This window comes from Embleya sp. NPDC025285 (assembly GCF_055558835.1).
Genome location: NZ_JBVHLU010000083.1, coordinates 37071 through 50142, shown reverse-complemented (window position 1 = coordinate 50142; position 13072 = coordinate 37071). Strand labels below are relative to the sequence as shown.

The following is a 13072-nucleotide window of genomic DNA, read 5'->3' as shown; positions in this document are numbered from 1 at the left end:
GCCTTTTCCCCCCGACGCCTTTTCTTTTGTTTTGTGTTTTGTTCGTCTTGGTGGGGGAGGACCTTCTGGGGCCCGTTGTAGACGGGACCCCCCGCCCCCCCCCCCCCCCCGTCCCCCGGGGAAGGTACATGCGGCGGTGAGTGGCCGGGAGTGCCGGCCGCGGAGGATGTTGCGCAGCCGGCGGGTGGGGGCGCGATGCCGCGCCCTATCCGCATCCTTGGCCACCGCCGTTCACCACGATCGCGTGGCGCCGCCGGTGAGGGCATGGCCCGGAGAGCCGCCGGCACCGCTCGTCGTCGGTTGCCGGCCTCGGCGCCGGGCCGCTTCGTCGTGCCGGACCCGGCCCTCGCGCCGCGGATCCGGGGGAGCGCCGGTTCGGCGTATGCACGGGTGGCACGGGACCGGGGCTCGGCGACGGATCACCGGTGGCGACGCCCCCGAGTTCACGAGGCCGCTCGCGCCCGGTGGGCGCTTTCGCCGAGAAGCGCTCCTTCGTCCTTCTCGGTGGCAACCGCGGACGCGGAGAGGAGCGTCGCAGCGGCCAGGCTGCCCCAGAGCGCGGCCGGACCGTGCGGTGCGAGAGCGGTGAAGACCGCGGGGGAGACGGCGAGGCCGAAGCCCGTGGAGAGTTCGAAGCGGGCGAGGGATCGTCCCAGGACGTGGGCCGGGGCGAGGGCGGTGACGAGGGCGGTGGCACTGCCGGCGTAGAGGATCTCGCCGACGGTGCAGACCACGGACATCACCGCGACGGCCGGGGCGGCCCAGCCGTGCCCCAGTGAGGTGACCGCGAGGAAGCCCAGGTAGGACGCGGTGAGTACGACACCGGCCAGGGCCAGCACGGTGCGCCGGGAGAACCGGGACATCAGTACGGTGAGCGGAACCTGCAGCGTGACCACCAGCACCGTGTTGGCCACGAAGATGGCCGCCGACCACACGGGCGATGCGTGCAACTGCGTCACCAGCACCAGCGGGAGCGCGATCTCGGGGACGTTGAGGCAGAAGACGTACACCACGTTGGCGGCCAACACGGCGCGCATACGGGGAGCGGACCCCTCGTCCCGGTCCTCGACCGCAGTGGCGGCCGGACGTGCGTGCAGGTGGACCGACCACGCCAGGGCCGCCGCCGTGAGATAGGCGAGCCCGGTGACGGCGGCCAGTGCCTGCAAGGCGGTGGCTCCGCCCGCCAGGCACACGGTGGCGAGGAGCGCGCCCACCCCCAGGCCCGCGTTGCGCAGGGCACGGCCCGCCGCGAGAGCGGCGTCGCGTTCCCGGCCGTGGGCGATCGTGGCCACGAGAGCCGCGTGGGCGGCCGGCCACGCCTGGTTGCCGATGCCGAGGAACAGCGCCGCCGCCGCGAATACCCAGACCTGCCCCGCCGGGGTGGCCAACAGCAGCGCCACTCCCAGCACCCGCACCAGCATCGACGCCGCCACGACCGTGCTGCGTGCGCCCCGGTCCAGCCATCGACCCACGGCGGGCATGCACACCAGGCCCACGACGACGCCGACCGTCATGGCGATACCGGTGGCGGGAGCGGACAACCTCAGCACCGTCATCCCGTAGAGCAGCAGAAAAGGCCGCAACAGGCCGGTGCCGAGCGCGTCCACGGCCAGGGCGACGGCGTAGCGGGGGCCTCCGGAGGCACGGACGAGGGCGCGGGGCCGGATCTTGCTGGTGGTTGGCATGGCGACAACGGTGCTTTCGGCCGCCGGGTTCGCCCGCGTCGGTTGACGGACACCGTCAATCGACGCCGTCGCCGGTCGGACGGTCGGTGATGATGAGGGGGTGACCTTGAGGATCGACATCAGCGGCCTGCCGTCCGAGCGAGTGCGGTTCGCCGCATCCCCGCTGGCCGAACTGACCGCGATGCTGCACGTGCTGGCCGAACCCGGACATCATCCGCAGTTCGCCGCCTGGGCCGGGGACGTCTGGGCCGGGCTGTCACCGGAACTCGCCGAACGGTTGCGGGAGGCGGACTTCCTCTGGCGCTCCTCACAGGCCGACTTCCTGATCCCCGCCCGGCCCCGGCCGACCCTCGCCGAGGAGCTGCGCGACGTGGACCGGATCGACGACGAGAGATATGTGACCGCCGCACTCGTCACCACATGCGGCGGCAACCGGGTCCGCTTCGTCGCGCCCTCGCCGCTCACCGACGCCACCGCCCGCGAACGTGCCCTGGATCTGGCCCAGGCCCGCGGCGCACGACAGGAGGCCTTCGCGGAACGGCTGCTCGCGGACCCGGCCACCGTGCGGGTGTGGGTGCGCGAAACCCTCGAACAGTGCGCCGAGGCCTTCTTCGACGCCGCTTGGTCGGGCGTCGCCGTACAACTCGCCACCGACCTGCGCCTGAAGAACGACCTGCTGAAGCGCAAGGGCATCGGGTCGGCCCTCGCATCGGTCTCCGGCGCGATCGCGCTGGCACCGGACGGCGACCGCATCGTCATCGACAAGCTGCAGGACAAGGCGACCACCGCGCACGACACCGGGGTCACCTTCATCCCCACCGTCTTCAACCGCCCGCACCTGGTCGTGGTCCACGCGCCCGGGTGGCATCCGGTGGTGCAGTACCCCGTGGCCGAGTCGGGCCCTTCGGAACCGGTGCCACTGGAAACGGTCACCCTGCGCCTGGAGGCACTCGCCCATCCGGTACGGCTGCGCCTGCTGCGCACCCTGGCCCGCGGCCCGCACACCACCGGCGAACTGGCCCACGTCTGGGAGTTGTCAGCCCCGGAGGTGTCCCGTCACCTCGCCGTCCTACGCCGCGCGGGTCTGCTCACCGCCCGACGCCAGGGCCGTTACGTCCGCTACACCCTCAACCTGCCCGACGTGACAACTCTGGGCACCGACCTGCTGGCAGCCGTACTGCGCTGACCGACCCCGAATCGCCGAAGCCCCCGGGCGCCCTCGCCGCCGCGTCATCATCGGCGACGACCGCGCAGTTCGCTCATGTGGCCGCGGCGTTCCGGATTTCGATGATGTCCGGGAAGGTCCCGTACGGTCCCATGGCTCCCCAGGCGAGCCGGCCGGTGAACGGGACCGACAACTCCTGCGGCGGCACCGGCACCAAGACGTGGTCGCTCGTCTCGAGCACCGCCAGGGTTACGTGCGGGCGATAGTCCGCGCCCGCCGAGGTGAGCGTGCCCAGTGACAACTCGCGGGCGTGCCCGAGCACTTCGCGGTGTGCCGCGTCGAGGTCGGCGCTGCGGAGCGCCTCCGACCCGACGTACACACCGCCTTGCGGCACGTAGGGGTCGCCGGTCGCGAACGCGGCGATCTGCGTACCGGACAACACCACGGGCAACTCCGCCGGGACCGTCGCGCAGGTACGCCCCCACAGCTCGGCGGCCTCCGCCCGACCACAGTCGACGTGCAGCAACGTCAGGTGCGGTCGGCGCACTTCGTCCACACACATGATCGTGGGCACATCGTGGGCAATGGAGCGGGCATACGCCACCAGGCGTGCCGATGTCCGCGTGTCGGGCAAGAGAATGATCCCGTAGGGCATCTGCCGTCACCTTTCGTTCTCCCGAGCCGGCGCCGTCCCCGCGGCCCTCGGTGCTCCTCATGCTGCCGTGTCGCTCCCTCGCAGACGGCCCCCGCGCGCAAAGCGGCCGACCACCGCGCGCACCGCACTCCCGGCCCGCCGCCGGACCCGCCGGCCAGGGGTCCTCACCCGTATGGGTGCCCCGGGTTGCGGTTCGGGGATTCCGTTCGCGTTCGCTCGCGATGAGGCGCACGATGGAAGTGGTGGACTCCGAAGGAGATGATTCACCATGCTTGCTGTGCGTTCGATCAACGAGGCCGACGAGAGCCGCGACATGCCGCACGGTCACCTCGACGTAGTCAGTTTGGAAGGCGTCGATTTCGGCGTTGCCCGATTCGAGCCGGGCTGGCGGTGGTCGCAGGATGTCGGACCCATCGCGGGGACCGACAGTTGCCAGTTCCACCACAACGGTTACGTGGCCCAAGGGCATCTGCACATCCGCATGGACGACGGTGAGGAGAAGGATCTCGGCGCGGGTGACGTCTTCGTCTGCGATCCCGGCCACGACGCGTGGGTCGTCGGCGACGAGACCGCGGTCGTCTTCGACTTCGCCGGCAACATCCACGAATACGCCACGCCCGCCAAATAAACGAGGTCACGACGGCACGAGCGGGTAGGTCGAGGTACGAGCGCTGCACGACGACCCGGCGGTAGGCGTCCCGCATGGCGGCCGCGGCCACCACGAAGTCCGCGGACTGCGGCCCGCCACGCGGGTCGGCCCGGTGGTACGGAGCCGGCCCCGGGTCGTGGGGCGCGCTGCGGGTCAGTCCTGCGGTTCTGCAGCGATGATGTCCAGCAGTCCCGGGAATCGCCGCTCGACGTCGGCTCGACGCAGGCTGGCCATGCGGCTGTTGCCCCGGTCGACCTGACGGACCAACCCGGCCTCGCGCAGCGTGCGGAAGTGGTGCGTCAGGGTCGCCTTGGACACCGGCAGCCCGAAGGAACTACAGGTCCGCGCCGTGGCATCGGGCTCGTTGGCCAATTCGCGCACCACCCGACGACGCAGCGGGTCCGCCAGCGCCGAGAGCACCCGGCCGAGTTCGATCTCCTCGACGTCCGGATGACCTTCGTCGTCGGGCATGCGGCCACCTCTCTTCCAGGTACGACTTGCATCATACCTACTGTCTTGCTAGCGTCCACCGGGCACTAGGTACGAACTTCGTCTTACCTTCCGGAGGAGAATCCCATGCCCCAGCCGCTCACCCTCGTCGGCACCGCCCGGCCCAAGCCCGAACGCGCCGCCGAGTTGAAGCAGCTCCTGCTCTCGTTCGTCGAGCCCACACGAGCGGAACCCGGTTGCCTCGAATACCACTTCCATGAGGACCGCGACGAACCCGGAGTCTTCGTCTTCTACGAGGCGTGGCGCTCGCAGGCCGATCTCGACGCCCACCTGGCGCTCCCCCGGATGAGCGCCTTCTGGGAGAGCCGCATGGACTATCTCCAGTCCGATCTGGACATCCGTTTCCTCACCATGCACAGCCCCTACCGGCCCGACTTCTCGAACTGACCGCCGCCACCGCGCCGCCGCCGCCGGTCTCGATCGGTGCCCCGGTCACAGGCTCGCGAGCAGATCGTCGAGGGGAGCGGGTACCCGCTCGGAGTCGAGGGCCTCGACCAACAGCCGGCCGTAGCGGATCTTGCGGCCCTTCTTCGTACCGAGAAAGCGCCGCAGCCGCTGGTGCGAGGGCCGGTCCCGGTGTGCGGGTTGGCTCACGAAGGTCTGCCAGGCCCGAAGGTCGCCCTCGGCCGCGAGGATCTCCTCGACCCGTGCCACGCCCAGCGCGCGGACGAGTTCGTCCTCCAGGTCCGACACGCACACGAAGAACCCGCGGCGCGGTGCGCGGGCCCGCTCGAGAGCGCGGTCGTAGAAGCCCTGCTCGCCCTCGTCGCACAGTCCGGCCAGGCGCAGCCCCAGCCCCGGCGGCCCGAGCAGGCCTGCGTACCGGCCGACGCTCATCGCCCCGCCCATCGGCAGCGCGCACACCCCTTCGGAGGACAGGTCCCGGCCGCGCCGCGCGGCCAGCGTCTCGACGGCCGCGAGATCACTCGGCCCTTCCAGCAACACCGCGGTCCGCACGCGCAGTCGCACGGCCAACTCACCCGCAGGCCCGCCGGGGCCGCCCGCCGCCCAGCCGGTAACCGCATCCCGGAACGCTCGCATGTCCACCATGCGCCGATTCTTTCCCGGTGCGAACGGACACGGCACGCAGTTTTCCCCGGCGAGGGAAGGCCCGGGCATCGAACAAGCCCGTCATGGAGTAATCGGCCATGAAGGAGAAGGACGCTTTTGCCGGTCTCGTGTGGAGCCGGTCGGAACAGCGCGCGGCACGCGGCGGCGCCGGCTTCGTGCGCGGGCCGGGCGGGCAGTCGGCCGACAGGCATGCGGCCGCCGTCGAGCGGGTGGGGCCGCGGCCGGGGCCTGGGCCTGGGCCGTCCCTGGGAGCGCTACACGGCCGACCGATGACGACCGGTTCGACGGCGCGTCTTGTGCGGCTCGCCGTCGAAGCCGGGCGGCTGCCGGACGGGCCGTCGCCGGGAACGGGCCGTCGTCGGCCGTTCGGCGTGGCGTTCCCATTTGTACAAGACCGCGGTGGCGGTTTCGGGCACCCTCGTCGGTGTCCGCCCGCCGACGGGTGGTTCTTCGCTGCCCACCGGCCCGTCACCAGGAGCTGCCCATGTCCATTCGCCGCGTGATGCCCGATTTTCCCTCGCAGGCCATGGCGGAGAGCCGGGACTTCTACGGCCTCCTGGGCTTCGAGGAGGTGATGAACCAAGGCTGGGTGATGACGCTCGCCTCGTCGTCGAACCCCACCGCGCAAATCACCTTCATGACCCACGACAAGACCGCGCCGGTCGTACCCGACGTGAGCGTCGAGGTCGATGACGTGGACGCGGTCCATGCGGCGGTACGGGCGAGCGGCGCGGAGATCGTGCGCCCCTTGCAGGACGAGGAGTGGGGAGTACGCCGGTTCTTCGTCCGCGACCCCAACGGCCGGGTGGTCAACGTGCTGACGCACCGCCAGGGTTCGGTCGGCGCCGAATGAGGGTCGCGCTGCGGATCGTGGGCCGCGAGGGTCCGTGCGTCGGCGGGTTCCGGGGTCGGCCGGCGCGCCGGTTGCGCGGACGCGCCTCGCCCCTCCTTCCTCGTGCCGTCGGGGTGGGCTCGGGTCTCGTGGTCGACACGGGAGAGGCTCGATGCTACTTTCGGAACATGTTCGGAAAGTCGATCGGGCCGCGCCCTGGACCGGAGTCCGCGATGACGGCGCAGACGGGAGAGCGATGAAGGCCACCGACCTCGCCCAGGCGGAGGCGCAGTCCATACCGCCGCCGGCGGCCCTGCCGCCATCCCCGCCATCCCCGCCATCCCCGCCGGAGGCCGACGCGGCGGCGGGGAAGAGCCTGGTGCGGTTGTTGCGCCCGTACGGATGGAGCTTCGCCGCCGTTGTCGTCCTGCAGGTCGTCGGCGCGCTCGCGGGTTTGGCGCCGCTGCTGGCGGTCGTCGAGTTGGGCCGCTCCCTGCTGTCGCCCGGCCCGACCGATCGTGATCACGTCCGGATGGTCGTGATCGCGGGCGCCGGCGGCATGTTGGTCCGGCTGGTGTTCACGGCGGCGTCGTCGGGGATCGGGCACATCCTCGACGGCGGGGTGCAGCTGATGTTCCGTCGGGAACTGGCCGCACGGTTGGGGCGCGTTCCGATCGGTTGGTTCTCCCGGCGGCGAACCGGCGAACTGGCCAAGGTGGTGGGGGAGGACGTGAGCGCCGTGCACCCCTTCATCGCGCACGCCCCCGGCGAACTCGTCTCCGCGTTCGTGGTGCCGCTCGCGTCGCTGATCTACCTGTTCACCATCGACTGGCGACTCACGCTGATCACGTTGATCCCGGTGGCGCTCGCCGTGGCGATGGTCCCGTTGATGATGACGCCGACCCGGCTGGGCGAGCAGCAGGAGTTCGACGCGGCCATGGGGCGGATCTCCAGTTCCGTCGTCGAGTTCGTGCAGGGCATCTCGGTGGTCAAGGCGTTCGGCGGATCCGGGCGCGCCCACCGCAAGTTCCGCACCGCCGCGGACGACTTCGTCGACACCTTCCACCGCTGGGTGCAGGGGCTGTCCCGGATCGCCGCCGCGATGCAGCTGGTGTTGTCGCCGCCGTTCGTGCTGCTGGTCGTGCTCGTCGGCGGCGCGGCGCTGATCACGAACGGCGGCATGGACCCGGCCGATCTGCTGCCCTTCCTGCTGCTCGGACTGGGCCTGACCGCGCCGGTGGCGGCTCTCGGCCACGGCTTCGACGACATGCAGGCCGCCGGGCGCGCGGTCGGCCGGATCCGGGACGTCCTCGACGCGCCGGTGCTACCGGAGCCCGATCACCCGGTCGCACCACGCGGCCACCGGGTGGAACTGCGCGACGTGCGATTCGGCTATGAAGCCGAGCACGAGGTGCTGCGCGGGATCGACCTGGTGCTCGAACCGGGAACGGTCACCGCGATCGTCGGGCCGTCGGGAAGCGGAAAGTCCACGCTGGTCCAGTTGTTGCCGCGATTCTTCGACCCGACCCACGGATCGGTCGCCCTGGGCGGCGTCGATCTGCGCGAGCTCGACAGCCGGGAGCTCTACCGGATGGTCTCCTTCGTCTTCCAGGACGTCCGCCTGTTGCGCGCGTCCGTCGCGGAGAACATCGCGCTCGCCGTACCGCAGGCCGACCCGGACGACGTCGTGCGTGCCGGCCGACTCGCGAACATTCACGATCGCATCCTCGAACTGCCGCGCGGATACGACTCGGTGATCGGTGCGGACGTCGGACTGTCGGGAGGCGAGGCGCAGCGGATCTCGATCGCCCGCGCCCTGCTGGCCGATACACCCGTGCTGGTGCTGGACGAGGCGACCGCGTTCGTCGACCCGCAGACCGAACACGCGGTGCGCCGAGCCCTGGCGACGCCGGGCAGCGATCGCACCATGCTGGTCATCGCGCATCGCCTGGAGACGATCGCGGACGCCGACACCGTCGTGATGCTGGAGAACGGTTCGATCGTCGAACGCGGCAGCCCCACCGAACTCATGGCGCAGGACGGAAAGTTCGCCGCGTTCTGGCACACCCACCGATCGGCTGTCGCCGACGAGGGGGGCGCCCCCGAAAACGCGGCGCAAGGAGACGAGTCCCGATGATCCGAATGTTGCTGCGTGTGCTGGGCAACGAGCACGCCCGGCCGATGCGCCGCACCGTGGCGCTGATGACGACGGCCGCGCTGGCCGAGGGCCTGTCGTACGCACTGCTGGTCCCGGTGCTGCGGGCGTTGTTCGGGAGCACACCCGAGGACGCCTGGCCCTGGTTGATCGCGTTCGGGGGCGCGGTCGCGGTCTACGCGGTGCTGCGCTACAGCGGCGACCTGTCCGGATTCCGGATCGGGACCACGGTGTTGCGGGGCACGTACCACCGACTCGGCGATCACATGGCCCGGTTGCCGATCGGCTGGTACAGCGCGAGCCGCGTCGGGGAGGTGTCCACGCTGGCCAGTCGGGGCGTCCTGGAGGCCATGGGCGTGATCGCGCATCTGCTGGCACCGCTCGTCTCCGCCTGCGTGACCCCACTGACCATCGCGGTCGTGATGCTCGCCTTCAACTGGCAGATGGGGCTGGCCGCGTTGGCCGCCGCACCGATCGTGGCGGCGATCCAGATCCGGACCGCACGCTCGATGGCCGCCGCCGACGCGGAGCGCACCGAACGCGACCACGAGGCCACCGGGCGGGTGATCGAATACCTGCAGGCCCAGCCGGTGTTGCGGGCCGGCGGCCGGACCGTCGAACGCTTCCGGCTGCTCGACGACTCGTTGCGGGAGGTGCGGCGCACGTCCCGCCGTTCCACGCTGTCGGCGCTGCCCGGCGTGGTGGGACTGACACTCGTGGTGCAGGCGATGTTCACCGTGCTGCTGGTCCTGGGCGCCTACCTCGCGCTCGAAGGGGACGTCGGCGCGGCGGAGGTCCTGACGATCCTGGTGTTGGCGGCCCGCTGCGCGGATCCGTTGCTGTCGCTGACGGACATCGCCGGCAAACTCCGCGGCGCGCGTTCCGTGCTGGCGGGCCTCGACGCGGTGCTGCGCGCCGAGCCGCTGCCGGAAGCCTCCGAACCGATGCAACCGGTGGGCCACGGCCTGGAGTTCGAGTCCACGGTCTTTCGACACGGCGACCGTACGGTGATCGACGACGTGTCGTTGTCCGTGCCGGAGGGACAACGACTGGCCGTCGTCGGACCGTCGGGATCAGGCAAGAGCACCCTGCTCCGGCTGCTCGCACGGTTCCACGACGTGGACGCGGGCGCGGTGCGGGTGGGCGGGGTGGACGTGCGCGCGATCGATCCGCGCGTGTTGATGGAGCGGTTCGCCATCGTCTTCCAGGACGTCTATCTCTTCGACGGCACGATCGAGGAGAACGTACGCCTGGGCCGTCCGGACGCCGACGACGCGGAGGTGCGGGCGGCGGCGACCGCGGCCCGGCTGGACGAGGTGATCGAGCGACTGCCCGGCGGATGGGCGACGCACGTCGGCGAGGGTGGAGCGCTGTTGTCCGGCGGCGAGCGCCAGCGCGTCTCGATCGCGCGCGCACTGCTCAAGAACGCGCCGATCGTGCTGCTGGACGAGGTGACCTCGGCGCTGGACCCGGTGAACGAGGCCGCAGTCCACGACGGCATCGAACGCCTGATGGCGGGCCGGACGGTGGTGATGGTGGCGCACCGGATGCGAACCGTGCAACGCGCCGATCGCATCGTCTTCCTGGACGCGGGCCGGATCGTCGAATCCGGCAGCCACGACGAACTGCTGCGCCACGGGGGTCGCTACGCCGAGTTCTGGAGTGTCTCGCCTGCTCCTGCGTTGAGTTGACGCGTCGAGCCGGCCCGTCGGCGCGGGCCCGCCGCCCGCCCGTTGTCGGCGGGCGGCGGGCGGCGTGCCGGATGCCCGCGACGACGCGAAAGTGTGTACCATCGAGCCCGTTGCGCGACGCGCGCAACCAACACGAGGAGGTGAGCCCGATGAACAACCGCATGGCATGTGTCGGTATGAACCGGGCCCTCCCGTTCGCCGCGTCCGTATGACGCATTCGGGAGTGCCCCGCGCGTGAGCGCGCTCTCGAAACGAAGGAACCATGACAGTCGAGACCTTCCGGATCTCCGTGTCCGACGACGTCCTGCACGACCTGCGGACCCGTCTGCGCCGTACCCTGTTCACCACCGCCTCCGACTCCACCCGCTGGGCCGCCGGTGTCGACCCCGGGCAATTGCGCGACCTGGTCGCCTACTGGGCCGACGACTTCGACTGGCGCGCGGCCGAGACGGCACTGAACGCCCATCCCCAGTACACCGCCCAAGTGGCCGAAAAGCGTGTGCACTTCGTGCACCTCAAGGCCAGGCGGGCGGAGGGGGCGCCGGCGGCGATGCCGCTGATTCTCACACACGGCTGGCCCAGCAGCTTTGTGGAGATGTTGCGCGTGGCCGGGCCGCTGACCGATCCGGCGGCCTACGGCGGCGACCCCGCCGACGCGTTCGACGTGGTGATCCCCTCCCTGCCCGGCTTCCTGTTCTCCGAGTTGCCCCGGGGGCCGTTCACCCGTCGCGGCGTCGCCGAGATCTGGCACGAGTTGATGACCGAGACGCTCGGCTACCCGCGCTTCGGCGCGTTCGGCGGGGACATCGGCGGTGGCGTCAACCAGTGGCTCGGCGCGCTGTACCCGAAGGAGGTCGCCGGCGTGCACCTGACCTCGGCCGTGATCTCCGCCGACTTCGGGACCGCCCCGCCGACCGCCGACGAACAGGCGTTCCTGGACGCGCTGGACGCGTACGACCAGGGTGATCAGGGCTACAGCGAGATCATGTGGACCAGGCCGGACACGATCGCCGCCGCCCTGGCCGACTCACCGGCCGGGCTGTTGGCCTGGATCGCCGACAAATACCGGGACTGGAGCGACTGCGGCGGCGACCTGGAGACCCGCTGGGACCGGGACACGCTGCTGACGGTGGCGACCCTGTACTGGGCCACCGGGAGCATCGGCTCGTCGTTCCGTCAGTACTACGACTACCCGAAGAACACTCCCGTCCCGCCGATCACCGCCCCGGCGGCGATCACCCTGAGCAATGAGCCCGCCTTCCGCAACTACCCGCGCAGCCTCGCCGAACGTGTGCACACCGACCTGCGCCACTGGCACATCCCGGAGCGCGGCGGCCACTTCATGGCGCACGAGGAACCCCACCAGGTCGTCGCCGACCTGCGGTCCTTCTTCCGGCCGCTGCGGTCGAGCGGCGGGTGAGCGGGTGCGCGGGTGCGCGGGTGAGGGATTGAGCGGGTGATCGACGCGGGGCGCTCGGCCGAAGGTTTCCGGTCGGGCGCCCCGCGCGGCTCCGCGCATCTCCCCGCCCCGACGGATGGCCGGTCGGCCGATACCGGCCTCGCACGGTCGCCCCGGTGGGGCGGTCCCGGGTCGGCAGGGTCGGTGGGTACCGTGTTTCCGGTGACCCCAGTCGACGCGGGCGTGGACGCCCTTGACCGCCGTATCATCGCCGCCCTCCAGGTCGACGGCCGCGCCTCCTGGCGTCGGATCGCGACCGCCCTCGGCGAACCCGAGCGCACCGTGGCGCGCCGAGGGCTGCGCCTGCTGGAGACCCGATCGGTGACCGTGACGGGCCTCGTCGCCGGCGGTGACACGGTGATCGTGCGGCTGAACTGCCGGCCGGGGCAGGTCCGCGAGGCGGCCATCGCCGCGGCGTCCGGCAGCGGCACCGTGTTCGCGTACGTGCTGGCCGGCTCGGTGGACTGCGTGGCCGAGGTGCAGTGTCCGCCCGATCGGCTCGCGCGTTTGATGTTGGAGGAACTGCCCACCCTGCCCGGCCTGGTCTCCCAACAGGTCGCGCCGGTGTTGCGGTACTTCCGCACCGTGCACGAATGGCAGCCGGACATCCTCGCCCCGGACGAGGCGAGTGCGCTCGCGCGGTTTCCCACGCCGACCGAGCACGTCGAGCCGGCGGATGCCGACGTCGGCCCGGAGGAGTGGAGCATTCTGCACGCGCTTGCCGAGGACGGCCGGCGAACGCACGAGGAACTCGCCGCCATCGCGGGTGTCTCCGAGGCCACCGCGCGCCGCCGGGTGGAGGCGCTCACCCGTTCCGGCATGGTGAGCATCCGTGCCTCGACCGAACCGGCCCTGCTCGGCTTCCCGGTGGAGGCCATGTTGTGGATCCGCACCCGGCCCGACGACGTCGAGGCGGTGGGTCGGCTGCTCCTCGACTCGCCGTTGGTGCGCTACGCGGCGGTGGTGATGGGGGAGTACCAGATCCTGGTCGACGTCGTGCAGCCGTCGAAGCAGGCGCTGCACGAGTTCCTGACCACCTCGCCGTGGGTGCGGCGCGTGGAGGCGGTGCAGTCGCACCTCGTGGTCGAACCCCTGATGCGCAGCGCGACCCCGACCCCACGACTGCGCGAACTGCTCGGTGCGCGGGTCGGGGTCGGGGCCGGGCGCGGGGCCGGCGTCGGCTGACTCGCAGGCGGTACG

General features: G+C 71.2%; 12 protein-coding genes and 1 pseudogene. 9 read left to right on the top strand and 4 right to left on the bottom strand.

The genetic code is table 11. The annotated features are described in order from the left end of the window. Positions 1-176 precede the first annotated feature (176 nt). Positions 177-251: pseudogene (locus ACZ4FV_RS38670) on the top strand (DinB family protein); the annotation flags it as partial. A gap of 192 nt (positions 252-443) precedes the next feature. Here ACZ4FV_RS38670 and ACZ4FV_RS38665 read toward each other — a convergent pair. Beyond that, positions 444-1685 (bottom strand): MFS transporter, encoded by a 1242-nt coding sequence (locus ACZ4FV_RS38665; RefSeq protein WP_395869699.1) that lies wholly within the window; start codon positions 1683-1685, stop codon positions 444-446. A gap of 100 nt (positions 1686-1785) precedes the next feature. On the opposite strand from ACZ4FV_RS38665, the gene ACZ4FV_RS38660 reads away from it, so the two are divergent. After that, entirely contained in the window at positions 1786-2871 is a 1086-nt protein-coding gene (locus ACZ4FV_RS38660; protein WP_395869697.1) for a DUF5937 family protein, read from the top strand. A gap of 73 nt (positions 2872-2944) precedes the next feature. Here ACZ4FV_RS38660 and ACZ4FV_RS38655 read toward each other — a convergent pair whose 3' ends face one another. Beyond that, on the bottom strand, positions 2945-3505 hold the full coding sequence (locus ACZ4FV_RS38655) for a hypothetical protein (protein WP_395869695.1): 561 nt from the start codon (positions 3503-3505) through the stop codon (positions 2945-2947). 268 nt (positions 3506-3773) lie between these two features. Between ACZ4FV_RS38655 and ACZ4FV_RS38650 the strand changes: the two genes are divergently transcribed. Beyond that, positions 3774-4133, top strand: a complete 360-nt coding sequence (locus tag ACZ4FV_RS38650; RefSeq protein WP_395869693.1) for a cupin domain-containing protein — start codon at positions 3774-3776, stop codon at positions 4131-4133. 174 nt (positions 4134-4307) lie between these two features. Here ACZ4FV_RS38650 and ACZ4FV_RS38645 read toward each other — a convergent pair whose 3' ends face one another. After that, on the bottom strand, positions 4308-4625 hold the full coding sequence (locus ACZ4FV_RS38645; protein ID WP_395869692.1) for an ArsR/SmtB family transcription factor: 318 nt from the start codon (positions 4623-4625) through the stop codon (positions 4308-4310). A gap of 105 nt (positions 4626-4730) precedes the next feature. Between ACZ4FV_RS38645 and ACZ4FV_RS38640 the strand changes: the two genes are divergently transcribed. After that, complete coding sequence (locus ACZ4FV_RS38640) at positions 4731-5051, top strand: putative quinol monooxygenase (protein ID WP_395869690.1); 321 nt, start codon at positions 4731-4733, stop codon at positions 5049-5051. 45 nt (positions 5052-5096) lie between these two features. Here the strand turns inward: ACZ4FV_RS38640 and ACZ4FV_RS38635 are convergent, their stop codons facing one another. Then, positions 5097-5714 carry a TOPRIM nucleotidyl transferase/hydrolase domain-containing protein gene (locus tag ACZ4FV_RS38635; RefSeq protein ID WP_395869688.1) on the bottom strand — a complete coding sequence of 206 codons (618 nt, stop codon included), beginning with the start codon at positions 5712-5714 and terminating at the stop codon, positions 5097-5099. Positions 5715-6219: 505 nt separating this feature from the next. Here ACZ4FV_RS38635 and ACZ4FV_RS38630 point away from each other — a divergent pair. The 5 genes from ACZ4FV_RS38630 (at position 6220) to ACZ4FV_RS38610 (ending at position 13057) form a co-directional block, all read left to right on the top strand. Continuing rightward, positions 6220-6588 (top strand): VOC family protein, encoded by a 369-nt coding sequence (locus tag ACZ4FV_RS38630; protein WP_465325261.1) that lies wholly within the window; start codon positions 6220-6222, stop codon positions 6586-6588. A 355-nt stretch (positions 6589-6943) separates the two neighbouring features. Further along, complete coding sequence (locus ACZ4FV_RS38625; RefSeq protein ID WP_465325269.1) at positions 6944-8704, top strand: ABC transporter ATP-binding protein; 1761 nt, start codon at positions 6944-6946, stop codon at positions 8702-8704. After that, positions 8701-10413: an ABC transporter ATP-binding protein gene (locus ACZ4FV_RS38620; protein WP_402238401.1), complete on the top strand. Its 1713-nt coding sequence runs from the start codon at positions 8701-8703 to the stop codon at positions 10411-10413. The genes ACZ4FV_RS38625 and ACZ4FV_RS38620 overlap by 4 nt, the downstream gene beginning before the upstream one ends. Positions 10414-10675: 262 nt before the next feature. After that, on the top strand, positions 10676-11833 hold the full coding sequence (locus tag ACZ4FV_RS38615) for an epoxide hydrolase family protein (RefSeq protein ID WP_465325259.1): 1158 nt from the start codon (positions 10676-10678) through the stop codon (positions 11831-11833). Between the two features lie 201 nt (positions 11834-12034). After that, positions 12035-13057 (top strand): Lrp/AsnC family transcriptional regulator, encoded by a 1023-nt coding sequence (locus ACZ4FV_RS38610; protein WP_395869679.1) that lies wholly within the window; start codon positions 12035-12037, stop codon positions 13055-13057. The last annotated feature ends 15 nt before the right edge of the window (positions 13058-13072 follow it).

Coding starts and splice junctions, on each gene's coding strand:
- ACZ4FV_RS38650 (WP_395869693.1), top strand. CDS start 3,774: ATGCTTGCTGTGCGTTCGATCAACGAGGCCGACGAGAGCCGCGACATG.
- ACZ4FV_RS38615 (WP_465325259.1), top strand. CDS start 10,676: ATGACAGTCGAGACCTTCCGGATCTCCGTGTCCGACGACGTCCTGCAC.
- ACZ4FV_RS38645 (WP_395869692.1), bottom strand. CDS start 4,625: ATGCCCGACGACGAAGGTCATCCGGACGTCGAGGAGATCGAACTCGGC.
- ACZ4FV_RS38655 (WP_395869695.1), bottom strand. CDS start 3,505: ATGCCCTACGGGATCATTCTCTTGCCCGACACGCGGACATCGGCACGC.
- ACZ4FV_RS38630 (WP_465325261.1), top strand. CDS start 6,220: ATGTCCATTCGCCGCGTGATGCCCGATTTTCCCTCGCAGGCCATGGCG.
- ACZ4FV_RS38635 (WP_395869688.1), bottom strand. CDS start 5,714: ATGGTGGACATGCGAGCGTTCCGGGATGCGGTTACCGGCTGGGCGGCG.
- ACZ4FV_RS38640 (WP_395869690.1), top strand. CDS start 4,731: ATGCCCCAGCCGCTCACCCTCGTCGGCACCGCCCGGCCCAAGCCCGAA.
- ACZ4FV_RS38620 (WP_402238401.1), top strand. CDS start 8,701: ATGATCCGAATGTTGCTGCGTGTGCTGGGCAACGAGCACGCCCGGCCG.
- ACZ4FV_RS38665 (WP_395869699.1), bottom strand. CDS start 1,685: ATGCCAACCACCAGCAAGATCCGGCCCCGCGCCCTCGTCCGTGCCTCC.